Genomic DNA, 24,915 nt, shown 5'->3' with positions numbered 1-24,915 from the left:
TCCTCTCTCTATTTTTAAGCGCCAAACTAGCTATTCAATTCAAAAGGCATCAATTTTTGCGAACGTTCAAATTGGTCGCAAAGATACACCAAGCGCAGTAAGTTTTCGGCGGTTTGATTTTCCCTTTTTACACTTTCCCATTTCAAATAATGCGCCAGTTGCTTAGCAAACCACAACATCCCCAAATCCTGCAATGTCCTGACCACAAAGTTTAACTCGTCAATTTGACTTGCCGATAACTGTGCGCGCCCTGTACAGCTTTGTGTTTCCAATACCGCCAAGATTGGACGGGTAATCTGCTGTGCCAGTGTTGGCACTGGCGCAAATGCCGTGCTGTCTTGCTGCTTTTTCGCCATATATTCAGCAATCGACGTCATAAACTTGGAAGACTGTTTTTTACGAGGTACCGATTCAAAATCGAGGTAAAATAGCTCAATACCCTGCTCTTTTTTCAACCAAAGTGTTTTCGGCGTGAGTTGTAATTGTTGCTGAGAAACGCTTACTTGAACGGATACCGTGCTAATTTCCCAACCTTTCTGAGTGATAAAACGCAGCTCTTCAATTTTGTGATTTTCAGTACCTTGCCAATTTAATCGCAAAAATGCCCGATTCTGGTTTCCATCCAGCACCGCCCAACTGACGCACTGCTCGATTTCATTCCAATGTAGCGGTTCGTAGCTATCGATATGCAGTACAACAGGCTCAAACTGGGCATCATCGTTGAGCGCATTAAAATAGGCCGTTGCTGCTTTCCAATCCTCAAACCCCAGCTCACTCTTCAATGCTTGGTAATCATCGAATGAAATGTGCGGCGCTTGGCTAACTGCACTGCTACTGACGACATAACTATCGCCGCTAGCCGCAAGTTTGCCCTCATCGGATAAGCGTGGATTGTGCAACTCAAAACCACTGCGCATCAGGTTATCTGCCGTTTGTTTCCAAATGGCTAACGTTTGCCAGACACTGTGACGGGTGAAATTCGGGTCGAGGGTATTGGCTCGAGCTTGGCTACACTGCACCACTTTTTTCTCTTGGTTATCCCAAAAACTAAATGTTCCCCCAATGGCACCACTTTGGGTTTTCCACCATTCTGCATTAATCGGGATCAAAGAGAGAATGTCCGTTTTACTGTCATATTGACGACGACCAAAAGCACGTAATTGCGCAATTTTATCGTCGCTGGCGTGAGTTAATTGGTAAAGATAACCACTAATTTGCGCGATAAACCGCAAAACTTGCCCTTCATCCATCGTGAAATGGCGCTGAGCTAATAATTTCACTTGATAGTTTAAACGCTTTAAATAGTTTGCCAAGCGAGGCAAACCTTCCGCACGCGCCGACATATTCAATAAATGCAATTGCGCGGCGCTGCTTTGACTTATATGGGAAAGCCCATGACGCAGCATATCGTGAATAAAACGCTGGATAGTCGCAATCACCGCTTGCTCATCGTCGCTCAATGCTAACGTAACCTCGCGGTTAGGCATCAGATCGTCAGGCCAATTCCACGGCTGGTTATGCTGAAGAAATACCTTAGCAATCGCCGCCAAATGTAGGGCTTTTTGCTGCTTCTCCGGTAATGAAGACAGCATGCCTTGAAAGCCATTCCCCCGAATATAGATAATTGGCTCATCATAATGAGGGATAGTTATTTTCAACTGATTCGATTGGTCGTCCAAGATCACTGCATGATCTTGCCAATCCTGTAAGATCTTCACTGCCAAGCGACAATCTGGCTTACTGTTTTGCTTGATTAATGTGGGAACATCGAATGCCAACAACTCAGGTAATAGCGGTTCAATATCGACAGACTCCGAACTATCTTCTGTAGAATCAATCGATTGTTCATCGCTGTTTGTTTGTACCCAAAGTACCGCAGCCAGAATATGTTTGCAGCAACCCGAGGCTGAACAGTCGCAGCTCGCTTTTTGTACCCCTTGAGGATCTAACGTGACGTTCTGACCATCACTGGTAAAAGTTCCATCCGCTAAACAAACCGGAGAAACTTTACCACTTTCCAGATCCTTACGGGCGCGGCGCAGCAATCCGACGTTGGCAAACACCGCTAATGCGTCGTCATCATAATGTAAATAAACGGTTTTCCAACTCATTGCATCACCTCAGCCAACCAGTGAGCAAAATGCTCGGGGGTTAACGCTGCCACACTCATACCGCGATCTGCCAGCTTCTGGGCAATCTCCGTATCATAAACCGGCAATGCATCATCATCCAAAGCGGCGAGTCCCAACAATTTCACTTGCTGGCTATTCAAGCGCTCTGTGCAATTGAGCAAGTTATTCAATGCCCCACCTTCTTCAAAGTCGCTGATCAACGAAATCACCGTGCGTTTCGGGTTGCGGATCAAGCTCTCGCAATAATGCATCGCTTTCGCGATATCGGTTCCCCCGCCGAGCTGCACTGTCATCAACACTTCCACCGGATCGTGGGCCAAATGGCTGAGATCCACCACTTGGGTATCAAACACCACCAAAGAGACACGTACCGTCGGTAATGCCGCTAAAATACTGGCACACACCGCAGCATACATAATCGAACTTGCCATCGAGCCACTTTGGTCGACGCACAAAATTACATCCCACGGCAAATGCTGTTGCTGGCGGGAGTTAAAATACGGGGTTTTAATCACTAAGCGCTGATTTTGTTGATCATAATTCTTTAAATTCGCAGCAATCGTAGCTCGCCAATCAAAATTACGGCTATTGGGGAGCAACGATCGCTTAAAACGGTTACGACGCCCTGTTAGCGCTTGGCGAAACTGGTTTCGCATCTGGCTTAAAATATCATCCACCACTTTACGAATAATATTCTTCACCGCATCCCGCATCTCTTCACTCATTTTACCGCGCAAACTTAATAACGATTTGGCTAAGGCTTTGGTAGGCTCCATTGCATTCAAGGCTTGTGGGCTTTTTAATAAACTGCTGATTTCATAACGCTCTAATGCCTGCGACTGCATTCGCTCAAACGTGCTGTTCGGGAACAATTTACGGGCTTGATTCAGCCAGTTAACCGCCGTCAATTGGGACGCATCTAGCGAGCCATGGCGTCCGCCTTCTTGGCGTAAACCGCGACGTTGATATTCACGGCGATATAAAAAATCCAATGACCGCTCGATTTTGAGCTCATCACCATTTAGCGCGGCTTGCCCCAGTGCACCATCCGCATATTGACCTAAGATAAGACGCCAGCGTTTCGCTAATTGAAGCAGCTCTTCGGTTAACTGCGCGTCTTCTGGCTGCTTATCCATGCGATAGCCCCTCATTTTGCAGTGCAAACCACTCCGTTAACCCTTGGTTTTCAAGCTGAAGCTGAATTTTTTGTTCTAATTCCATGGCTTGGAGTAATTGTTGCTGATTAAATTGTGTCTGATGGAGCGTTAAATCCTGGGTATCCATCGATAATTTTTGCGCGACCACCCGCGCCATTTGCGCATTTTGCTTCGGGGTTAATTGGCTAAATGCAAAGCGTAGATCCGGTAACACTTGCAAGAAACGCCCATCATCCCATTCCCCCAGCAGTTCGTTGAGTAGCTCAATTAATAGGGGTAAGCGCACAACCAATTCCGGTGCGGTACGCATAATGCCAATGAAATAGCCGATAGCCAGTTCCGGGTCGCTACCTAAACTGAACGTTCGCTGAATTTCCTGGGTAAGTACCGATTCATCAATTTGACCGCCAAGATAACGAATAGCATCCACCGCCCCTTTAATTAGGGGGGCATGATTAAGCCTCCCATCCAACCGACTCAATTGTGCATAAAATTCTGCGGAATAATCCGTATCGCGGCTAATTTCCGGCATAAAGGTAATTAATTCACGGCAAGACAGTAACGCATTAAAATAGTGTTCTTGCTGCTGTTCATCCCCTTGAGCCACCTGACCTAAGCAGAAAAAGGCCTGCAAAAGCACTTTATCAATGCGCTGTTTGATCCCCGTTTCTTCTTCAAGATCAAAGAAGCTACGCCCTCGCCATAGGTGTACCAGCTTATGGCCACAGGCCACTAACGATTCAAACTGGCTATCTTGCTGAATATAGCTATCCAATAACGTAAATAACGTTGGAATGCGCTGATGAAGCCCAATCAACGCCGCCTGCATCAGCAATGTCACCGCACTTTGACTTGAACGGCTGACACCTTGCTCTTCAAGTTGCTTTTCCATCGCCAAAATTTTATTCAGTGCAATGGCTTTTAATTGCGTGCCTTTTTCAGAAAGCGCGATCAGCTCCCCTTCCACATTTGGCGTCCACGCGTATTGCCACTCTTCAAACAGTAAATCCATCTGGTTGCCCGACAAGAAATTAGGGCCAGAAAGCGGTTTGGCAAAATGGATCTCTAAGAAACTTAAAAGATGCAGAAAGCGACTGCGCAAGCGATGTTGTTTGTTACGGTACACATCTAAGCGACTGACTTTGGCTAACGTGTCATCCAATTTGAAGCGAAAGCCTTTGGCCAGCGAATAGGTTTCAGAAACCAATGGCGGTGTGATGGTGCCTTTGGGGATCTGCCCCAAGGTAAAGCCAGAAAAACAGGTTTTTATTTGTTGCCACAGCGCATCTTGGCTTTCATCTAAGCTGCCCTTGATAAATGCACTTTGCAACCCATCCAATAAATCATAGCGACCCGCGCCCGTGTGCCCACGAAATGCGGCAAGTCTCAGACTTTGTTCTGCGGCAAGTTTGACGGATAAAAAACCTGGTGCTGCATCAAATTGCTTTTCACGCAGCACTTGAGCGACATAAGCCAAAAACTGAATACCGAGCTGATTTCGATAAGCCGCCGTGGCAGCCACTTTTTGTTGAGCTTGATCGGTGCGTTGCGCCAGCAGCCCTTCCCATACTTTTTGATAAAATGCGGGGGATGGCATACCGGAGGCGTAACCATTCAACGCATCGAGTCGGTCAAAGCTATAACGGATAAGCCAAGCGCTGTCGCGTTCTGCCAACTTTTGCTGAGCGGTAAATTGCTTTTGTTGTTCTGAAGAGAGTTTAAATTGCTGTGCCGTCGTTTCTCCAAGCCCTTCAATCAGCGCCAAGGTATGAAACCCGCCAGTCACGACCACAATTTTCGCGTTTGGCTCCGCCGCTTTAATGGTTTGAATGTGCGCTTGCATATGGGCTTCACGCTGGATTGAACCTTCTGAAGCCAGTACTTCTGGCTCGTAATCCAAACGAGCCAAGGCACACCAAATAAAGCTATCGCGGAAGAAATCTGTCCAATTGGCAACCGATGTTAATGGGCGCAACTCAAACAAATGTTCCCACAGTTCATCGTGGTCACGGCACCCACACTTTTTCGCTAGCTGAGCAATGAATAAGCTATGAGCAAGGTAGCGTTCCCGTTGCAGGCTTTGATGCTGGTTTTCGCCTTCCTGGTCAATTTCCACCTGCGCTGTCCATGGCAAATCGATAAAGCGCAGCTGAGCTTTATGCCGTTGCCCGACGTGCAATGCTTGCCACTCAGGGGAATATTCACAAAATGGGAAATACGCTGACCGCGTGACAGCGTCACTTTCATCTTGCTCAGCAGTGGCATTTTTCAGAGTTGTTTGCCCCATAATCGCTACTGGCGGTCGTGTATCACCATCCAATAAACCCGCGATTAATGGGTTAAAACTGTCAGGGCCTTCTATCAGTACATAGTCAGGCTTAACCTGCTCAATTAAGCTCAATACGCTGTATGCACAAGCGGGACTATGATGGCGAACAGGTGCGAAATAGAGCTGTTGCTCCCCGAGTGTTTTCCACCGTTCAAGCGCCTGCTGTAGCCGTTCTGGCAATGTGATGTTTGATAAACTCACCGATGATGTCTCTCATAGGGACAGTGTGGTGATGCATTCACCACCACACTATGACAAAGAATATTATTGCGACGACGGATATTATTGCCAGAATTCACGGGATGCATCGAAAAAGGCTTTCCATGCTTCGCTCTGTTTCGCACGTTCGCGGGCAACGTTATCAATGTAATAACGCATCCGTTTGATATCATCCGCATTATCTTTGAGCACCACGCCAATCATCTGGCGTGCGACAGCCCCTGCGCTCAGCGTGCCATCCCCCAAATAGTGGGCTTCCAATGCACAGGCATAGGCGATGTTAACCGCTTCCGCCGTAGACATCACCGCATCAGGGGTTTTGATACTCCCGCCATCTTTGGTATTACCCGAACGTAACTCTTGGAACGTCGTGACTAATAATTCGATCACGTCCGTTGGGACGGTCACTTTGCCGTCTAGCTCGCCAAGTTCAACGGTCAATTGTTTGTTGATTAGCTCAATTTCAAACGCCGGATCTTGGATGGGTTTGACGGTTTCGAAATTAAATCGACGCTTAAGTGCCGATGACATTTCATGCACACCGCGGTCACGTAAGTTGGCAGTACCAATCAAGTTAAAGCCTGATTTGGCGCTGATCCGCGCATTATCTTTCATCTCAGGGATCATCATTTGCTTTTCTGACATCATGCTGACCAATACGTCCTGAATTTCAGGTGGGCAGCGAGTGATCTCTTCAAAACGCACAATTTTGCCTTGTTGCATTCCTTGGTAGAGCGGTGAACTCACTAAGGCTTTTTCGGTTGGACCTTCCGCCAGCAGCAACGCGTAGTTCCACGAATATTTAATATGATCTTCCGTGGTACCCGCCGTGCCTTGAATGGTTAAACCGGAGTCGCCGCTAATTGCCGCCGCTAATAACTCGGACAGCATGGATTTCGCCGTACCCGGCTCCCCCACCAGCATTAACCCTTGTTTACCCAGTAAGGTGACAATGGCGCGATCAACCAACGCATCGTCACCAAAAAATTTAGGGGTAATTTGCAGCGCTTCATCCCCAAGAATAAATTGGCGCACTGACCGCGGGGAACGTAGCCATCCCTGAGGTTTTGGGTTGTCTTTATCCGCTTGGGTTAATCGTTCTAATTCATCCGCAAAGCGCACTTCTGCGCTTTCACGCAGAACGCCTTCTGTTACTTTTTTCGCCTTAGCCATGTCAATTTCCTAAATTTATGCGTCGATTAATCAATGATTACCAAGGGGTTTTCTTTTCCCATTCAGGGTCAAAACCGCTACAGGCATCCGCGACTTTCAGGTAGTCAGCATAGCTTTCTGCTAATAGGATCGGCGGTACGTTTTTCAGTTCCACATAGCCTCTATCCCACGAGCTTTTTTGTGCTTGGTCGAAACTCAAGGAGTACAGTACCGCAGGGATATTCTCTTCCGGGACATAGCTACCACTGAATTCCATATACACATAGCAATCTAGGCTGGAGAAATATTTGAAGTAATGACAGAAGCTTCCGCCGTCTTCGGCTTGACCGCGCTGATAACCCATTTTGGTTAACACGCCGCGTAAGGTGAAGGTATCCGTTAGCCAGCCTTTTCTATCTTCAATTTCGCTTAACGTTAACGCCAGATCTGGAATGGCATGATCCATCTGCGAGAAGAGGAATTTGACTTTGTAATCTTTAAAGTGGGCAATCCACGCTTTACGGTCAGCTTCTGATAATAATGCCGCATGAGCGAGCTTGATGCTGGAATCAGCACTTAATTCAACTTCATCGTCATCAAGATTCAATAAGCAACCATCATCGGATGGGCGAAATTGGTTGATCACTTGGTCATCTTTCACTTCTAACCAAACCAGTTGTTCAATCAATCCACGCATCACTGGGTGATTTTGAATGTATTCCTGCCAATCTGCCGTGCTCCACAGACGCTCTGCACACATCGCTTCATACAAACGCGCAGTCTGTAATTCAATAACTTGCTTAAGCTCTTTTTTGCTGGATGTCAGGAGTTTTTTCGACTCTTTAATTAGCTCTTCGTTATCAGTTTTACGTGCCGCTGGTAGTGCTTTGATCTCTTTGCCTTCTGGGTTAAACAGCACCAATTTTTGTTGGGCATCGAGCTTGGCCGTAAACGTGCGATCGCCATATTCCAGTACTAAAGTGCCTGATTCATCCATACCCGCAGTTGGAATGGTTCTGTCTGCCAATTCATCCGCGCTCCAACCGTTGCGTTGCGCGATATCAGCCACCAATCCGCGGGCTTTTTCTTGAACCGATGCGGTGCGATAACGGCGTGATAACGATAATAATAGCTGGATGATCAGCGGATCGTTGCTGACAGCAATCGCATCAATCATCGCTTCAATTTGAGCGCGGCGCTGGTAATGATCACGCATATAGTTACGCAGCATGGTGACGGCAATATGCCCCTCTACGCCACAAATCAGCGCGAGCATCCCTTTTTCACTGATAGCCGAGCCTAAATAACGACCTAATACTTCGTTTTTGATCTCGTTGATGGTCTGCTCAAGAGTGAAGTTTTCATACTTGGCATAGTATTCCGGCCAGCGTTTTAGCCAATCTTGGTAGTTTTTCAAGCGTGATGGCGCATCCCTTTGTGCTTCCGCCATCGCCGCTTCCAGTGACGGTCCCGCCACATCTTGGCTAATAAAACTGTTGAGAATAAAGCTGCCTAACTTACGCTGGCTGTCTAATGATAATAAGCTGATATAGCGCTGTAATAATCCATTACCTGCTGGCATTTTTAACTTCACTGCCAGAATGATCCACCAGCGGATGATGTCCGCATCCACCGTTTTATTATCTTGCCAAGTCATGGCTGGAAGAGAATCCAGATCAAACCATGCCATGCTCGCGGGTGCTTTGGCTTTTAGGCCTTTTTGCGCTTCTGCCAGCAGAACTTTCGGTGCTAAGTAACCGGAAATATCTTCGCCAAATTGCTCTAATGCTGTTAATAATGCAGCTCTTACCACTTCGCGCTTCTCTTTTTTCAGCAACGCGTACAGCGGTTTTAGTGAATCTGGGTGCTTCAAGCGAGCTAACCATTCGATGGCCGTGACGCGGATCTCTTGTTTGCCCGAATCAAGGCCTTCTGCCGCATTCACATGAATATTCGGTAAGGTTTCCAGTAGTTTTTGAGCGCGTAAGCGGTGAGTTTTGTTTTCACCCAATGCCAGCTCCATAATACGAGGAATAAATCGTGCAGGAATGGTCGGGTATTTACCTAAAATCGCTACCGCATTGGACGCATCATATTCTTGGTAAGAACGATGCCCTTGGTGCTGCGGGATAAGACCAAAAGCTTCACTTAAGAAATCCGGGTACTGCATAAAGAACGGCCAAATTTGTTCCGGCGCTCTAAATAACCCTAATACATCACTGTATGAACGCAGGCATAAGTCAGCAATTAAGCGACTCGCATTTTTAAAATGGCACTGCTCGAGCCCTTTTTCTAATTGACGTAAATCGAGCTGCGACAGGATACGAACAGGTACTTCACGAGTGAGCTGATAGTGAGAAAAATGTTCAACATCAGAACGGTTATGGCTCAACAAACGCAACGCATGGAATAGCGTGAATTCAGGTAGATTATTAATACGGTCTTTATATTTGAGGATGTTATATTCATGATCGGTGATCACCCCAACACCCGTATTGAGTTTAGCTAATATACCTGTACTTTCATCTTCACTGTGCTGACTGAACTCTTTGTAATAGCGTTGTGACCATGTGTATTTATGCTTTTCTTGTTTGTTTTCTTCCAGTTCACGCTCAGCATTTTCTTTCGCTTTTTGCAGCATCTCACGAAAGTTAGACACCAAAATATCGACTGCACTTGCGGGCAATGGCATATCATCCATCGGGATAATCTCTGGAATTTCTACCGCTTCCACTTCACTCGCACAATCCATCACATCAAAACGAGAAATCGCACTCTCAATGCTCTTGAGGACAGTTTTGTTGGTTTCCACTTTCAATGCCGCTTCAAGAATATCTCTATCTTTACCAATACGAGCGAACAGATCCGCCGCTTGCGTACGCTGTTTTGGCGTTCCTTCAAGCAACACTTTGGTTAAATGGGTTTTAACCGCCTCTTCCGGCAGGATAGACATCACCGGTTCAGCCGCTGAGCGCACAGTTTTCAGTGAACTGGTTGCCAGTAACACGAGAACATCGGCAAACACGCTATACAGTGTTTCGTCTTTTTTCAATGTGTCAATCAATTGAGTCTGACCACTGGCGGATAAATTGCTCAGCAGGCTTTGGCGAATAAAATCTTGCTCAGTAATTAAGTATTCTTTCAAACCCGGAATAGCGAACAATAACACCATATTTTCGTAGTGATAATCAGACAGGTTTTGTCTATCAAAAATACCGTATAACAAAGTGTTACCCGGTTGTTCGGCTTCATTTTCCACTAACTGACTTAGTAGCTCGAAGCTCCAATGTTTGCGGTGTTCATATTTAGCATTACGTGAATTTTCAAAGGTGGTTACAAACACATCACACAGTAAATACAGCATCCAAGAAGGCAATTCTGGCGTCAGAATTTTGATATTCACCTCTTGGCAGGCAGCAGCGACCACTTTGGCAAAACGCGCGATCTGCGCGGGCGTAATATCATCACCCACTTTGGAATACAGTTTATGGCGAGCATTTTTACCTTGGCGGATCACTTTGCTATATGAGCCGGCATCAAAACTGTGGCTTCCCCACCACCAATCCACCGTTCCCGGTTTGTCTAATAAGATTGTGGCTTTTTCTTTGTCCAACTGCCCCAGTTTCATAAGGATTTCAGGGGATTTACCCTCCATCACATATTCAAAGAGCGATTTGGGTAAGCTTTCTTCAAATGTGGCGAAAGGAAGTAGAGATTCTTGTAAATATTGTAATCCTGCGGTTTCCCCTTTTTCGCCATAAATAGCCAGAAGGTCAAAGGTAATTTTAGCCATGTTAATTTCCTAAATGTAGTTATATAACAACTTCTTATCATTTTTAGTTATTCATCTCAATTTGATTATTCTTATTCCTGATTATTTAACTTTACTGCTTAATTATTCATCTGGAATTAAATACCAATAATTTAAATATTCCCCCGCTATTTTCCCAATTCTTGCGTCAAATCCTGCCTATTATGGAAGATTGGCCAGCAATGTATGAAGTCGTGAGCAAAATGCCGTCTATAACAAATTTTCCCATTTTTAGACTGATCTGCTCAGATATCATCGGCAATTTGACGAAAATTTTTAGTTCATTTAAACAGCAAAAAAGCCATTGACTAAACATATAATCCAATATTAGACTAATTGTATAAATTAAATTTCCGAATGAGGAAAGTCAATGAACCAAAATACCGTTTCTACCAATATCGTTTACAGCAATATTATTTACACCAATGCTCCCCAATTGGTTCCACCAAGAGGGCACTATTCACACACAGTCACGGCGAATGGATTCGTGTTTGTATCAGGGCAATTACCCACGGATAGCCAAGGAAATGTCCATGCGGACGCTCCCTTTGCCGAGCAAGCAGAACGGGTATTAGCAAATATAGAGGCTTGCTTATCTGCCAGTGGTGTCGGTCGGCAGCAGTTGGTTCAGGTTCGGGTGTATATCGCTGACATGGACAATTGGCCGGTTTTCAATCAAATTTATGCTAATTGGATTGGCGAGTTTCGTCCTGCACGCGCTGTTGCAGGTGTTAGTGAACTGCATTTTGGTGCGGGGATCGAAATTGAAGCGACTGCTGTAGTGGCAAACTCGTTGTTATAAAAATCAAGTTATTACCAATAAGTCATTTAATAATGGGGTATATCATGTCTGAATTAACGTTACCGACTTATCAAGATATCGAAGCCGCAGCACAACGCATTGCAGGTATTGCTCACAAAACCCCAGTGATGACGTCCACGACGGTCAATAATGAGTTTGGCGCTGAGTTATTCTTTAAATGTGAAAATTTCCAACGTATGGGGGCATTTAAATTTCGCGGAGCTTTAAACGCCCTTTCACAACTCACGCCTGAGCAAAAGCAAGCGGGGGTTATCGCATTTTCTTCAGGAAACCATGCTCAAGGTATCGCGCTGGCGGCTCAAATTTTGAATATTCCAGCCACCATTTTGATGCCAATTGATTCCCCAGAAGTCAAAGTTGCCGCCACTCAAGGCTATGGCGCTAAAGTGATTAGATTTGACCGCTATACCCAAGACAGAGAGCAACTTTGTCGCAACCTTGCTGAAAAAGAGGGATTAACCATCATCCCACCTTACGACCATGTGGATATTATTGCGGGTCAAGGTACTGCGGCCAAAGAGCTGTTTGAAGAAGTTGGTGAGCTCGATGCCCTCTTTGTTTGCTTAGGCGGTGGTGGATTGCTCTCTGGATGCGCACTCGCAGCACGGGCATTATCGCCAAATTGCAAAGTGTATGGCGTTGAACCTGAAGCTGGCAATGATGCGCAGCAATCTTTCCGTAGTGGAAAAATTGTGCACATTGATACACCAAAAACTATCGCGGATGGCGCACAAACTCAACATGTGGGGAACTACACATTTGAGCTGATCACACAAAATGTGGATGACATTTTAACCGTGACAGATGCACAATTAGTCGATCGCATGAAGTTCTACGCTGAACGTATGAAAATGATTGTGGAGCCGACAGGTTGCCTCTCTTTCGCCGCCGCCTTAAAAATGAAAGAACAGCTGCGCGGCAAACGCATTGGGATTATTATCAGCGGCGGAAATGTGGACATTAAACGCTTCGCAGAATTAATGTTAGCTTAAGCAATTTATGCCCCTTCTCTATTAGAATTTAAAAAAATAGTTTAATATTTAAAGAGATATCCAAAATAGATGAAGGGGTAGAGTTATGGCGAAACCACAAGAAAACAGTTTATTGGCACAAATTGAAGCCATAGCACAAGGGCTAAGTGAAACCTTTGCCCCTTTCTGTGAAGTGGTTGTCCATGATCTAAAAAAACCAGAACATTCGATTATTTCGATTCATAACAACCTCTCTGGGCGCAAAGAAGGCCAACCGACAACCGAGTTGGGTCTAGCCCGTATTGAATCCGCCGATTTCCCCAATATCATCGCCAATTATGCTAATCAATTTCCAGATGGACGCCCAGCCAAGAGCACATCAATCGGCATCAAAGATGAAACTGGGCAATACGTTGCCGCATTGTGCCTCAACTTAGATATGACCCAATTTCGCAGCATGCAAAGCATGCTGTCACAATTTACGGAAGTAGGATGCAGCCCCATCAAAGAGCATCTAGAACCCAATGGCAGCGAAGCTATTCGTACTCGCATCGATCAATATGCCGCTTCCATTGCCGCCACTCCCCGTACTTTGAAAGCGGATGACCGCGTTGCCTTAATCGAAATGTTACGCAAAGAAGGTCTTCTTGATATTAAAAAATCCATGGATACCATTGCGCAGCACCTTGGGGTTTCCCGAGCCTCTGTCTATTTATATGCCAAGAAAGACAGCTAAAAATCCCAAATCGCTTTTCCTTGCCAGCATTCATCGATCAACGTTAGGAAGTAGCTGACTTTAAGCGGTAAATAACGTTTTGTGGGATATAAAGCGCAAATCGATGATTCTTGGCGAGAAAATTCACTCAATATCGGGATCAGTCGTCCTTGTTGGATAGCTGTTCCCATTAAGAAAGCCCCTAACTGGCAAATACCCTCGCCTTCAATACTGGTATCTAGAATTGCTTGGGTGTCATTCAACGTTAGACGCCCTGATACAGGCAATAATTGCTTTCCTTGCGGAGTATGAAATTGCCATGGAACCACACTTCCTCGATGTTTAAACACCAGTTTTTGGTGCATCGCTAACGCTGGAATACTCTGCGGGGTGCCATATTGTTGTAAATAGGCGGGAGATGCACAAGTGACAAGTCGATGTGGTGCTAAGACTTTGCGGATCAGCCGGTTATCATCATTTCCACCAATACGAATGGCAAGATCAAACCCTTCCCCTACAATATCGCTATAGTCATCCGAGAAATGAACATCTACCTCTACATCAGGCCAGCGCTGTGCATATTCTTTGACAATAGGCATGATGTACAAGCGTCCAAATATGACCGGAACCGTAATACGCAATAACCCTTTTGGTTGCTGTTGTCCCTGACTCAATTCGTTTTCAATATTGGCGACTTCGCGTAAAATTTTGAGCGCTCCTTCATACACCGTTTGCCCTTCGTCACTTAAGCGAAGACTTCGCGTTGTGCGATGCAATAAGCGAATTTGTAATCGGTTTTCTAATCGCGCGACACATTTCCCAACGGCTGAACGCGAAATACCCAGTCTTTCCGCTGAATGCGTGAAGCTTCCCGTTTCAACCACATCCACGAAGACTTTCAAGTCGAACAAGTTATCCATCAGTAATGATGCCGAATTAGACACGATTTGTCCTCAATGAAGCTACAATAGTGATATTTATTATCAATAATGTCCCAGATAAGATCAATTCACGCTTGAAATTATTTGGAATTTTATATGATGAACACAATAACGATTGAAGCTAATGCAACTTTTCAACAACGATGGGGAGCCATCCTGACGCTCATGCTGGCAACCTTCAGTGTGGTGACAACCGAGATGATCCCCGTAGGGCTTTTAACGCCGATTGCGGCGAATTTTTCTATTTCCTTAGCAACCACCGGTTTCTTAATGACACTTCCTGCCATCACAGCCGCAATTAGCTCGTCACTGATTGTGTTATTTACACGTTCTATTGACCGAAAAACACTATTATTGGTTGGGGCACTTTTACTGACCTTTTGTAACTTAGTTGCGGCTTTAACACCGTATTATTGGTTACTCTTAACCAGTCGCCTATTTGTTGGTGTTTGTATTGGCATTATTTGGGCATTAGCAGGTGGATTAGTTCCTCGCTTAGTGGCAACATCATCTGTTGCGCTGGCGACTTCGTTAGTTTTTGGTGGCGTGGCAGCAGCATCTGTACTGGGCGTGCCTTTCGGCGTTTTAATCGGCGAATGGTTAGGCTGGCGTGCAGCATTTGCAGCAATGTCCTTTATTTCATTACTACTTTTCTTCTCTTTGCTCATGCAATTACCCTCACTTCCCGCGACAACATCTCCCACATTCAAAACCTTTATCACCGAAATTAAGCGTCCCATCATTATGAATGGGCTGCTGATAACGCTGCTTATTGTATCCGGGCATTTTATGGCGTTTACCTATATTCGTGCGCTGCTATCCAGTAATGGTTTGATTTCATTCAATCTTTTAGGAGGGTTATTACTAATTTACGGGTTGGCTGGTATCGTAGGCAACTTTCTGTTTGGACTCACCGCCAACAAATACCTAAATTTTGCAGTCGTGATGATAGCCAGTGGTCTGATCTTAAGTTTAGGCGCATATATATTCTTTCCGCTGAGCGTATCGATGGCATTGTCCACTGTGGTGCTTTGGGGAGTCGCTTACGGTGGCGTATCCGTCACATTAATGACTTGGATAATGCGCTATAGCGCCCACAATATTGAAGCCACAAGCTCCCTGTATATTGCTTTTTTTAATGGCGGAATCGCCTTAGGCTCTGCCCTTGGTGGTATTTTCGTATCACTGTATGGATTAATTGGCAATTTACATATCGCGGTATTTTCATTTGTTACTGCGCTTGCTCTGTTAGGGATCAATGATTACCAGAAAAAAGCTCGCTAAGTTCTCTAACAAAGTCGATTTCTTATTAATAACTAAAGTAAATGGCGTTTAAATTAGTAACGATTGCTTTTTTTAGCGCTAGCCTTTCTTGCCGAGTTATTGCATAAATAGCTATCACCAAAAATAGGGAAATAAAATGACAAAAACAGCACCATTAACACTGTATTACGATACCTTTGGTCAGCCTGAACACCCTGCTGTCGTACTTATTGCAGGGTTAGGTGGACATAACATCAGTTGGACATCAGAGTTTTGCCAACAAATTGCCAATGCAGGCTTTTATATTATCCGTCCCGATAACCGTGATGCTGGCTTATCGCCACATTTAGATAATTACCCGCCACTGAACATCCAAGAATTAGCTGAGCGCTTACAAAACGGCGAACATGTCGATGTTCCCTACACTCTATTTGAAATGGCAAATGATATTATCGCCTTGCTAGATAGCTTATCCATTGAAAAAGCTCATATTGTAGGGCGTTCGATGGGAGGAATGATAGCGCAAGTGGTTGCATCAAAAGTTCCGAACCGTATTCTTTCACTCTGCCCAATTATGTCATCAACTGGCAACCCACAATTGCCGCAAAGCGAGCCGGACGTCATGAAAATGCTAATGTCTTCTGGCGTGGATCCTAAACAGGATTTTGAAGGCTACGTTGCTGGGCAACTCGCATTTTACCGCCGCATTGGCTCAACATGCGTACCGTTCGATGAAGAAAATTGCCGTGACTATATTGCACAAGCATTCCAACGTAATTACTCTCCTGAAGGCACTAAACGTCAGTTAGCCGCCGTTGCGGTAACGGGCGATTTGAGGCCTCTCCTCAGCGCCATCACCGCCCCAACGCTGGTGATCCACGGTTCTATTGACCCATTATTCCCTGTAACTTCAGGTCAGGATATTTTTGATAATATTGAAACGGCAAAATTAGAAGTGATTGAAGGTATGGGGCACGATACGCCAGCTGCATTAAACCCTCAAATTGCTGAAATGATTATTGAGAATATGCGAGAGAATGAAGTGAATTAATAACGTTAAGTTTGTAAATAAGCGCCTGAATAAAGGCGCTTATTTTATACATTAAATCGTGTATCTATAACCAGCCTTGCCGTTTATGTTGTGCGCAAATTGGGCACAGAGATTCCTTCGCAGTCCATGCCGAAAAAGGCAATTGGCACTTTTGGCACGTCCCATCGAAGTAATGAAAATGCTGTGATTCGCTATTTTTTGCCACATGAGGATGAACTTGAATTGATTTTGGGAAACAGACCACTTGGCAACTCATACAGCCTGTACAACGCTTATCATCTAAACTAAATTGATGATCTTCGAGCTCAATCGCCTGTTCATCGCACACTTTCGCGCACGCGCCACATAAAATACAGCTCGCCGTATCTAATGCAATATGGAACCAGCTATCCTCGGGATAAAACTGTTTTCTGGCATTCAATCCCGTTTTGACCTTGCCACTATCTAATGGCTGGCTGTCTAATTTTTGACGAAAAAGCATTCTACGACGCCCACTGTCCACTTCCGCAGGTTTGGTGATGGTCAAACTCCAAATAGGCTCTTGTAATGCTTCCAATTTTAGATTTAATGCGGCTAAAGTGGGTAACCATTTGTCCACCAGCGGTTCAGGAATTTGCATACCTCGAATGGCATATTGGCGATGCCAAACAATCAATTCTTCAGGGCTGGCGAGTGGTTCATCATGGCTGATAACCAAAAAACCATTTTGGTAGGTTCGTTCATGAGGTTGTATATTTTCAATGGCATCGACTGGACAAGTAAACAGGCAGTTACCGCATTGGTAACACAGCTCATTATCAATTTTCGCGTCCATAAAACCAAAAGAAATCGCGCCCACTGGACAACTGCTCGCACAGTTGTCACAAACACTATTTTTTAAGCGCTTATGGACACACTTTTCATTAATCACAGGTTCTGGAGGAAGATCTAATTGAATGAACCGCCGCATAATCTATTCGTTTACCTTTGATGTCTACCTTTGATAATTAAGCTTAATAGCTTTCTATCATCTTAATGCAACGGTTTAAAATTAACATGACATAAATTAAAAATTAACGCGATATGATGGCATTACATGCCAATACACTCACTTGCTCTAGGATTTTGTCCAAAAAATCATCCGAAATATGTTCTTGATTCAAGCGCTTTAATAGTGATTTTTTCGCGATCACAAATCCCAAAACTTGCCCAATTAAAGCATGTGCTGAAATAATCGCCGTCGCCCGATCTTCATCCGTAATAAATTGAACAAGTGAAGTTAAGCGAGAATGAAAAGGCTCAATAAATTCTTTAAAAATAATCTCGGCGTTTTCAGTAGGCTCCAACTGCTCTCTTAGGATTAATATGGAATAATATTCATGTTCCGGTGACAGTAACGCCAACCCCAGCCCTTTTATTAATAACCGGAGTAATGATTCAGCCTCTACCACCTCATGGCTTGCCTGTGCTTTTAATTGCTCAAACTGCACATCAAATACGCTCACATTGCTCATTTTGGCAAGATCTGCCGCAATTTTATGGATAACAGCTGCATAGACACCCATCTTTCCGCCCATATGATAAGGGATGGCAGATTGGTTAACTCCTGCACTCTCAGCCAGTTGACGAGTTCTCACGCCATTAATGCCATAAAGAGCAAACTGTTTGATGCCTTCATTGATTAATTTTTCTTTCGTCAGCTCCGAAGAGAGTGTGTTTTTATTTATTTCTGTCATATGCAGCTGAAACCTTAATTACATTAAATGAGTAATATTATACGTCGGCACGCATTAAATGCGTCGAATTATTATTTAATTCTATCCCCTTGTCTTTTCCCACAATCACGGTACCGCCTAAATTACATAAATGATAATCAAAGGCACAATTAGGTTCAAACGCAAATGTCATACCTGCTTTTAAGACTAATTCACGCCCAGGGTTAGGCAGTCGGCTTATATGTCCATATTTTTGAGCTAATGGTAATACTTCAATTCCAGGAGCCGTGCCAAAACCAATTGGACCATAAGGATTAATGCTATGAATAAGCGGATGAACGTGCCAACCTTTTGCCTTTAATAATGGTTGTTCCATTTTGTCCACCAACTCCCCAAAGGTAATGCCTTCTTTGAGATTCTCTACACCTATTTCATAACATTCTCTCGAAACTTGTGCGGCTCGCTCAATATTAGGGTGTATTTTCCCGACAGCCACCGCAGCTTGATGCTGGGTTTCATACATCCCATAAAGTGCAAAAATTTCAGTTAATACAATATCTCCATATTGTATTTCCCGTGGTTTTTGTGAGCGGTACTGCCATGCTGGTTGTCCCCAACCAATATATTCAGGGCCTGACCCCATCAAAATTTCCGCTGTAAATCCCCCCATTGATAAACACGTTGAGGTCACTGCAGCAGCAATATCCGCTTCGGTATTTCCGGGGATAGCTGTTTTGCGCATCGCTTCACTCATTGCTTCACCAATCATGGCTGCATGTTTGATATGCGCGATTTCTTCATCACTTTTGACCGAAGCTAATTGGAAAAAGGTTTTATAAACAGGCACAAAACTCACATTCGGTAACTGCTCTTTAATACCGGATAACGTGTTAAACGGCATCGCACCATCGAAATAGAACGGCGGATATGGCTCAAGACCAATTACGCCTATCTGAGCATTCGACGATACCCCTAACTGAATCAAAATATTGCCGATATTACGCCCTGTTTTTCCCACCATAATCTGCTCCGGTGAAATCCATTGCATATCATTACGCAAAAAAGCTTGCATATGGTCGGCCACCATCATCGGCGCAAATGTCACCACTATCGGTGCTTTATCTTGGTGGAATAGCACCACAGAGCCAAGTCTGTCATTAGTAAAATAATGGTCGATACAAAATGGCGCGGGCGCAGCCGATTCCCTATCGCCATACACCATCAAAACCTCGAGATCATGCTCTTTCATAATTTGGCGAGCCAAATTCCATCGTCTATCGCGCTCTTTAAAGGTAAATGCAGTGGGTATCATTGAATTCATCATAATTTCCTCGTTTATATTATATTTAATTCATTCGAATGAATTAAATATTGATCGCAATGATACTGAAGTCAAATTAATCATAAGCATTAAGTGCTATCGCTTGGAAATTACTTGCCCAAAAAACTGATAGCGAATTGAAAATACAGCGATAAATAAACCAAACTCCAATCAAACTTTTTGATCATCCCTTGAATAGTTTCGAGTGTATACTAGAGTAATATCAACATTTTTAACCCTGACCGATGCCAACTGACATCCCCGACCATTCCTAACCAAAGGTTTGTATATGAATAATTTTGAGTTTTACAACCCAACGCGCATTGTTTTTGGTGAAGGTAAAATAAGTGAATTGGACCGATTGGTTCCCGCGAATGCAAAAGTCCTTGTGCTATTTGGCGGTGAAAGTGCTCGCAAGAGTGGTACCCTCGATGAAGTTGCTAGCGCATTGAAAAATCGCCAGATTGGCTATTTTGGGGGGATTGAAGCTAACCCTCGCTATGAAACGTTAATCAAAGCTGTCGCACAAATTGAACACGAAGGTTATGATTTTTTACTGGCCGTTGGCGGTGGATCCGTCATTGATGGTACTAAATTTATCGCTGCGGCAGTCAATTACGCAGGGGATAAATGGGAAGTGGTAACCAGTGGCGGTGCCACTATTGCACACGCATTACCTTTTGGTACGGTGTTGACCCTCCCTGCCACTGGTTCTGAAATGAACAAAGGCTCTGTGATTACCCGTGAAGAGTTACATGCAAAATTAGCCTTTATGAGTGACAAAGTTTTCCCGCAATTTTCTATTTTAGACCCCGTTAAAACCTACACACTACCGCCTCGCCAAATCAGTAATGGGGTTGTGGATGCGTTTGTACATGTTATCGAGCAGTACCTTACCTACCCTGTAAATGCCAATGTTCAAGATGCATTTGCTGAAGGTCTACTGAGAACTTTGATCGATATTGGTCCGAAAGCCTTAGCAAATCCAACCAACTACGATGTTCGAGCCAATTTAATGTGGACAGCAACATTAGCGTTAAATGGTTTAATTGGTGTTGGCGTACCGCAAGACTGGGCAACCCACATGTTAGGTCATGAAATCACCGTTCTCTACGGTTTAGATCATGCCCAAACCTTAGCCATCATCCTACCTTCCTTAATGGAAGAAAAACTGCCTCAGAAACAAGCAAAAATGGCGCAGTATGCAGAACGTGTTTGGGATATCCGTGAAGGCAGCGAAAAAGAAAAAGCACTCAAAGCCATTGAATTAACAAGAGGCTTTTTCGAAGCAATGCACGTGAAAACACGCTTTAAAGATTATCAGCTTAACCAAGATATCGTGGAGCCTTTAGTTGAGAGTCTCGTGGCGCATAGCATGGTGACACTCGGAGAGCATCGTGATATTACCCCTGAAGTGAGCCGCCGAATTTATCTCGCTTCATTATAATGACCGTATTTTATTGAAAAGTTGAAAGTTCAAAAGAGCGCATTCCCTTGCGCTCTTTTTTAATGACTCGAACAGGGTTTGTAGTTCACTTCCGCGACCAACCACTTCAGCAAAAACGCCGCACATACCGCCATTAACACATTGAAACTCAAGCTTAAACATGTTGCTTGACGTAAAGTTTCTAGAGAGTTTCCATCGTCGAAATGAATCAATCCATACTGTAAGATCACCGAAGCAACCGTCGCACCAACAGCTGCACCTATTTGCTGGAGTGTCGCTGTCAAACCTGATGCCATTCCCGTTTCTCGCTGAGACACTTTGGAAAGGACTAAATTAAGCATTGGCGTCATGATCATGCCTTGAGTAAAGCCAATCACACATAAAATGGGTGATAACGCCCAAATTCCGGCACCAAATTGACCACCACTTAACGCCACAATCAACAAAAGATAGCTTGCCCCATACAGAATAGCTCCCCATAACAGGGTTTTATCTCCCCAACGATAAACCCATTTTGGCGTCAAAAATGACGATACAACAAATCCAATACTGGAAGGAACAAACACCAGCCCTGCACTAAGCGGTGTTAATCCAAATCCATTTTGTAGCACAATAGAGAGTAACAAAGGAAATGCCGATGATGTTGCGTACACGCTCATGACGACCATTAGCCCAATAACAAAAGGCATATTGAGCAAAATTCGCATACTGAATAAAGGTGTTAATTGGCGTTTTTCTCGCTGAATTTCGTAATAAGCAAACCCGCCTAAAATCAAACAACCCACTACGAATAACCCGCTGCTCAGCATATTCCAACCCCATACTGGCAGCATTAAAAACGGCAACAAGCTACAACCAATACCAGCACTCGATAGCATCACGCCTAACCAATCGAGATTAACTTGCAGTTTATCCCCTTCGAGTAAATAACCTGAAAGCCATAATGCAATAATACCAATCGGTAAATTAACCAGAAAAATAGTTCGCCATCCCATCCCCCAAACATCAAGCGTAATTAACCAACCGCCCAATGCCTGACCCGCAATTGCTGCTAAACCTAATGTCATACCCAAATAACCAAATGCTTTTTTGGCTTGGTTTTCTGTAAAGTTAATCCGAATGCTGGAATACACCTGCGGGAAAAGTAGCGCGGAAGATAATCCTTGAATAAGACGTGCTGCGACGAGTAATAAAGCAGTCGGCGCAATCGCACATAATAATGATGAAAATACAAACCAAAACATCCCTACCCGATATAGCGTTCGCTTACCAAAAATATCCCCCAGTCGTCCCCCCGTAATCAGCAGTAAACCGAAAGCTAGCTCATAACCGACAATAATTAACGTTAATTCTGTCAAATTAGCATTTAACGATTTTTCGATACTCACGATTGCCACATTCACCACAAACAGATCGAAGATAGTGACAAAACCGGCCAATAGTAAAACACCCAATGCCGCTTTTTGCTGTTGATTCATATTACACTCATTAACCAAGACAGATGAATAAATGAGGACTATAATCAACCTATTATCCTGTTACAATTTAACAACTTATACTATCACTAAAAGTATTAGGCTATGAAAAATAGACAACGAACTCGCCCTGAACTTGCCAATTTTCTAAAAAACAAACGAGAAAGCGTATCGCCAGAACTGGTAGGATTACCCTGCTCCACACGCCGCCGTACTCCAGGGCTACGCCGAGAGGAAGTTGCCGCATTAGCTGGAGTCGGGCTTACTTGGTATACATGGCTAGAACAAGGGCGTGAAATTGGCGTATCTAATCAATTTTTAGACAGTCTTTCTCAGGCATTACGTTTAAATAGCGCAGAACGCCAACATTTATATCTGCTCACTCAAAACCGTGAACCTAGCGCCTCCGCTAATACTGAGCATACAGTTCCTCCTGCAATTTCACGATTAATCGCAGATTTTCCTAATCACTATTTATGCTATGTGCTCAATCTGCACTGGGATGTATTGGCCTATAACTCACAAGCAGACGAGTATTTTCATTTTTCGCAAACTGAACCTTACTACCGTAACTTTTTGTATTTATTGTTTATGGATCCTCGCTATCAAGAGCGATTTGCAAACTGGTCACAGGTTGCGCAGCAACTATTAGCCAGTTTTCGCCGAGATTATGCACGCACAAAAAACGATCCAAATATTAAAAAACTCATTGATACGTTAAGCTCAGAATCATCGATATTCTATGATTTATGGCACCGCCATGAGATTTACCAGCCGTGTACTGGAATCCGAGATATTATTTATCAAGGTCGCTCTCAGCAATATGATTACACCTCACTGACTTTTGATATTGAGAAAGGTAATCGACTGTTGGTTTATATGCCGATTAAATCGGATGATGAGTAAATAATTAATTGATTTTTTATGCAGTTAAGCTGATAGCAGATAACTCTACTATCTATGCCCCGATTATCTTTAGCCAGATAATTGATTGGTAATGGCACAATAGCATGATCAAAATATTGTTTTAATTTCCCACCCTAATAACCCGTTTCTTGGCGCTGTAATTTTATGTATTTTATATAACAAAATTACATAAAACATTTTTATAACAATCGTTTTTATAACAGTCGTTTTTATAAAAATATAGCCCTCTTAGGTCGTGAGCCATGTTTTCTAAATCCAATATCTCTAATTCTGCCCTGCTCGCGTCTTCGCTGCTCTTAACCATCGGGCGCGGTGCCACATTACCATTTATGGCGATATATCTGACTCGACAATACCATATGGCGATCGATATCGTTGGTGTTGCCATGACCATCGCCTTAACCATGGGCGTATTATTCAGCATGGGGTTTGGCATGCTGGCGGATAAAGTCGACAAAAAACGCTGCATGCTTATTGCCGTGGTAGCGTTTATTTGTGGATTTATCGCAATTCCGCTCATGAACAATGCACTATTGGTGATTATATTTTTCTCACTGATTAACTGCTCTTATTCTGTTTTTTCAACTGTTTTAAAAGGTTATTTTGCGGATACCTTGTCATTATCCTTAAAAACCAAAGTGTTTTCGCTCAACTACACCTTTATTAATATCGGCTGGACAGTAGGACCACCAATGGGCACATGGTTATTAATGTACAGCATTAATTTACCTTTTTGGCTGGCAGCCGTATCCGCCGCCGCCCCAATCTTTTTCATTCATCGGTTTGTTCAAAGCACCAAACCTGCTAGCCATGTTGATGGCCAACCTCGGGTATGGAACCCCAAAGCGATGTTCCACGACCGTGCATTAGCTTGGTTTATTCTCTCCACTTTTCTCGGCTCACTCGTTTTTGGTTCTTTTACCACGTGGATCTCCCAATATGTGATCACCGTTGCTAACAGTGACTTTGCACAAGCGGTGATTGGCGTGATCTTACCTGTCAATGCCGTCGTCGTTGTGACACTACAATATACGGTGGGCAAACGCATTACGCAGGATAACTTAAGACGCTTAATGACCATTGGTAGCGTATTCTTTTTAGGGGGGTTAGCGGTCTTTATGGGCTCTGGAGATAACCTCTATTTATGGGCGTTAGGCTCATTTATTTTTACGTTAGGAGAACTGATTTACGCACCGGGGGAATATATGTTAATTGACAGCATTGCCCCTGAAGGCATGAAATCCAGCTATTTTTCTGCTCAGGCTTTGGGATTACTTGGCGGGGCCTTTAACCCAATGATGACGGGCTTCGTTCTAACTGAACTTCCTCCGTATTTTATCTTTATTATCTTAATGGTGATGACAGTACTGGCATGGTTAAGTATGCTTAACGGCATGCGAATTAAAAATAAACAAACTCTCGCATTGACAATATAAACCGCAGTAAACGTAGTCTGCTGTATAAATAATGTTCCTTATGTTTAATTA

18 protein-coding genes are annotated in these 24,915 nt (G+C 44.0%); 8 read left to right on the top strand and 10 right to left on the bottom strand.

Annotated features, from left to right (window positions below; all coding sequences use genetic code 11):
* Nucleotides 1-26 precede the first annotated feature (26 nt).
* The 5 genes from LDO73_RS09030 to LDO73_RS09010 form a co-directional block, all read right to left on the bottom strand.
* Complete coding sequence (locus LDO73_RS09030; RefSeq protein ID WP_224061110.1) at nucleotides 27-2,111, bottom strand: SWIM zinc finger family protein; 2,085 nt, start codon at nucleotides 2,109-2,111, stop codon at nucleotides 27-29.
* The gene (locus LDO73_RS09025; RefSeq protein WP_224061109.1) at nucleotides 2,108-3,268 is read right to left on the bottom strand and encodes a VWA domain-containing protein; all 1,161 of its coding nucleotides are present in this window, start codon (nucleotides 3,266-3,268) and stop codon (nucleotides 2,108-2,110) included. Before LDO73_RS09025 ends, LDO73_RS09030 begins: the two co-directional genes overlap by 4 nt.
* The gene (locus LDO73_RS09020) at nucleotides 3,261-5,819 is read right to left on the bottom strand and encodes a DUF5682 family protein (RefSeq protein ID WP_224061108.1); all 2,559 of its coding nucleotides are present in this window, start codon (nucleotides 5,817-5,819) and stop codon (nucleotides 3,261-3,263) included. The genes LDO73_RS09025 and LDO73_RS09020 overlap by 8 nt, the downstream gene beginning before the upstream one ends.
* 81 nt (nucleotides 5,820-5,900) lie before the next feature.
* Nucleotides 5,901-7,010 carry an ATP-binding protein gene (locus tag LDO73_RS09015; RefSeq protein WP_224061107.1) on the bottom strand — a complete coding sequence of 370 codons (1,110 nt, stop codon included), beginning with the start codon at nucleotides 7,008-7,010 and terminating at the stop codon, nucleotides 5,901-5,903.
* A 37-nt stretch (nucleotides 7,011-7,047) separates the two neighbouring features.
* Nucleotides 7,048-10,782 (bottom strand): DUF4132 domain-containing protein, encoded by a 3,735-nt coding sequence (locus LDO73_RS09010; RefSeq protein ID WP_224061106.1) that lies wholly within the window; start codon nucleotides 10,780-10,782, stop codon nucleotides 7,048-7,050.
* A 388-nt stretch (nucleotides 10,783-11,170) separates the two neighbouring features.
* Here LDO73_RS09010 and LDO73_RS09005 point away from each other — a divergent pair, with 388 nt between their 5' ends.
* From LDO73_RS09005 to LDO73_RS08995, 3 genes are all read left to right on the top strand, one after another.
* Nucleotides 11,171-11,602, top strand: a complete 432-nt coding sequence (locus tag LDO73_RS09005; protein WP_224061105.1) for a RidA family protein — start codon at nucleotides 11,171-11,173, stop codon at nucleotides 11,600-11,602.
* Nucleotides 11,603-11,646: 44 nt separating this feature from the next.
* Nucleotides 11,647-12,615, top strand: coding sequence for a threo-3-hydroxy-L-aspartate ammonia-lyase (locus LDO73_RS09000; protein ID WP_224061104.1), 969 nt, complete (start codon nucleotides 11,647-11,649; stop codon nucleotides 12,613-12,615).
* A gap of 85 nt (nucleotides 12,616-12,700) precedes the next feature.
* Nucleotides 12,701-13,330 carry a helix-turn-helix transcriptional regulator gene (locus LDO73_RS08995; RefSeq protein WP_224061103.1) on the top strand — a complete coding sequence of 210 codons (630 nt, stop codon included), beginning with the start codon at nucleotides 12,701-12,703 and terminating at the stop codon, nucleotides 13,328-13,330.
* Here LDO73_RS08995 and LDO73_RS08990 read toward each other — a convergent pair.
* Nucleotides 13,327-14,253 (bottom strand): LysR family transcriptional regulator, encoded by a 927-nt coding sequence (locus LDO73_RS08990; protein ID WP_224061102.1) that lies wholly within the window; start codon nucleotides 14,251-14,253, stop codon nucleotides 13,327-13,329. The genes LDO73_RS08995 and LDO73_RS08990 overlap by 4 nt on opposite strands.
* A 93-nt stretch (nucleotides 14,254-14,346) precedes the next feature.
* Between LDO73_RS08990 and LDO73_RS08985 the strand changes: the two genes are divergently transcribed.
* Both LDO73_RS08985 and LDO73_RS08980 read left to right on the top strand, forming a co-directional pair.
* Nucleotides 14,347-15,534 carry an MFS transporter gene (locus LDO73_RS08985; protein WP_224061101.1) on the top strand — a complete coding sequence of 396 codons (1,188 nt, stop codon included), beginning with the start codon at nucleotides 14,347-14,349 and terminating at the stop codon, nucleotides 15,532-15,534.
* A 136-nt stretch (nucleotides 15,535-15,670) separates the two neighbouring features.
* Nucleotides 15,671-16,564 carry an alpha/beta fold hydrolase gene (locus LDO73_RS08980; protein ID WP_224061100.1) on the top strand — a complete coding sequence of 298 codons (894 nt, stop codon included), beginning with the start codon at nucleotides 15,671-15,673 and terminating at the stop codon, nucleotides 16,562-16,564.
* 64 nt (nucleotides 16,565-16,628) lie between these two features.
* Here the strand turns inward: LDO73_RS08980 and LDO73_RS08975 are convergent, their stop codons facing one another.
* The 3 genes from LDO73_RS08975 to LDO73_RS08965 form a co-directional block, all read right to left on the bottom strand.
* On the bottom strand, nucleotides 16,629-17,513 hold the full coding sequence (locus LDO73_RS08975) for a 4Fe-4S binding protein (protein ID WP_224061099.1): 885 nt from the start codon (nucleotides 17,511-17,513) through the stop codon (nucleotides 16,629-16,631).
* A 103-nt stretch (nucleotides 17,514-17,616) separates the two neighbouring features.
* On the bottom strand, nucleotides 17,617-18,279 hold the full coding sequence (locus LDO73_RS08970; RefSeq protein WP_224061098.1) for a CerR family C-terminal domain-containing protein: 663 nt from the start codon (nucleotides 18,277-18,279) through the stop codon (nucleotides 17,617-17,619).
* Between the two features lie 37 nt (nucleotides 18,280-18,316).
* The gene (locus tag LDO73_RS08965; protein ID WP_224061097.1) at nucleotides 18,317-19,582 is read right to left on the bottom strand and encodes a M24 family metallopeptidase; all 1,266 of its coding nucleotides are present in this window, start codon (nucleotides 19,580-19,582) and stop codon (nucleotides 18,317-18,319) included.
* A 286-nt stretch (nucleotides 19,583-19,868) separates the two neighbouring features.
* Here LDO73_RS08965 and LDO73_RS08960 point away from each other — a divergent pair, with 286 nt between their 5' ends.
* Nucleotides 19,869-21,026, top strand: coding sequence for an iron-containing alcohol dehydrogenase (locus LDO73_RS08960; RefSeq protein WP_224061096.1), 1,158 nt, complete (start codon nucleotides 19,869-19,871; stop codon nucleotides 21,024-21,026).
* 59 nt (nucleotides 21,027-21,085) lie between these two features.
* Here the strand turns inward: LDO73_RS08960 and LDO73_RS08955 are convergent, their stop codons facing one another.
* On the bottom strand, nucleotides 21,086-22,504 hold the full coding sequence (locus tag LDO73_RS08955) for an MFS transporter (RefSeq protein WP_224061095.1): 1,419 nt from the start codon (nucleotides 22,502-22,504) through the stop codon (nucleotides 21,086-21,088).
* 102 nt (nucleotides 22,505-22,606) lie between these two features.
* Between LDO73_RS08955 and LDO73_RS08950 the strand changes: the two genes are divergently transcribed.
* Both LDO73_RS08950 and ydeE read left to right on the top strand, forming a co-directional pair.
* Entirely contained in the window at nucleotides 22,607-23,407 is an 801-nt protein-coding gene (locus LDO73_RS08950) for a helix-turn-helix transcriptional regulator (protein WP_224061094.1), read from the top strand.
* 263 nt (nucleotides 23,408-23,670) lie between these two features.
* A complete protein-coding gene (gene ydeE / locus LDO73_RS08945; protein ID WP_224061093.1) occupies nucleotides 23,671-24,864 on the top strand; it encodes an efflux MFS transporter YdeE in 1,194 nt (397 codons plus the stop codon).
* Nucleotides 24,865-24,915: the final 51 nt, after the last annotated feature.

Source organism: Providencia alcalifaciens (assembly GCF_915403165.1).
Lineage (GTDB): Bacteria > Pseudomonadota > Gammaproteobacteria > Enterobacterales > Enterobacteriaceae > Providencia > Providencia alcalifaciens_C.
Note: the sequence above shows the minus strand (reverse complement) of the source record. Positions and strands in the feature narration are given on the sequence as shown.

Coding starts and splice junctions, on each gene's coding strand:
- LDO73_RS08995 (WP_224061103.1), top strand. CDS start 12,701: ATGGCGAAACCACAAGAAAACAGTTTATTGGCACAAATTGAAGCCATA.
- LDO73_RS08950 (WP_224061094.1), top strand. CDS start 22,607: ATGAAAAATAGACAACGAACTCGCCCTGAACTTGCCAATTTTCTAAAA.
- LDO73_RS08955 (WP_224061095.1), bottom strand. CDS start 22,504: ATGAATCAACAGCAAAAAGCGGCATTGGGTGTTTTACTATTGGCCGGT.
- LDO73_RS08985 (WP_224061101.1), top strand. CDS start 14,347: ATGATGAACACAATAACGATTGAAGCTAATGCAACTTTTCAACAACGA.
- LDO73_RS08965 (WP_224061097.1), bottom strand. CDS start 19,582: ATGATGAATTCAATGATACCCACTGCATTTACCTTTAAAGAGCGCGAT.
- LDO73_RS08960 (WP_224061096.1), top strand. CDS start 19,869: ATGAATAATTTTGAGTTTTACAACCCAACGCGCATTGTTTTTGGTGAA.
- LDO73_RS09005 (WP_224061105.1), top strand. CDS start 11,171: ATGAACCAAAATACCGTTTCTACCAATATCGTTTACAGCAATATTATT.
- LDO73_RS09010 (WP_224061106.1), bottom strand. CDS start 10,782: ATGGCTAAAATTACCTTTGACCTTCTGGCTATTTATGGCGAAAAAGGG.
- LDO73_RS09000 (WP_224061104.1), top strand. CDS start 11,647: ATGTCTGAATTAACGTTACCGACTTATCAAGATATCGAAGCCGCAGCA.
- LDO73_RS08970 (WP_224061098.1), bottom strand. CDS start 18,279: ATGACAGAAATAAATAAAAACACACTCTCTTCGGAGCTGACGAAAGAA.
- LDO73_RS09025 (WP_224061109.1), bottom strand. CDS start 3,268: ATGGATAAGCAGCCAGAAGACGCGCAGTTAACCGAAGAGCTGCTTCAA.
- LDO73_RS09030 (WP_224061110.1), bottom strand. CDS start 2,111: ATGAGTTGGAAAACCGTTTATTTACATTATGATGACGACGCATTAGCG.
- LDO73_RS09015 (WP_224061107.1), bottom strand. CDS start 7,010: ATGGCTAAGGCGAAAAAAGTAACAGAAGGCGTTCTGCGTGAAAGCGCA.
- LDO73_RS08975 (WP_224061099.1), bottom strand. CDS start 17,513: ATGCGGCGGTTCATTCAATTAGATCTTCCTCCAGAACCTGTGATTAAT.
- LDO73_RS08980 (WP_224061100.1), top strand. CDS start 15,671: ATGACAAAAACAGCACCATTAACACTGTATTACGATACCTTTGGTCAG.
- ydeE (WP_224061093.1), top strand. CDS start 23,671: ATGTTTTCTAAATCCAATATCTCTAATTCTGCCCTGCTCGCGTCTTCG.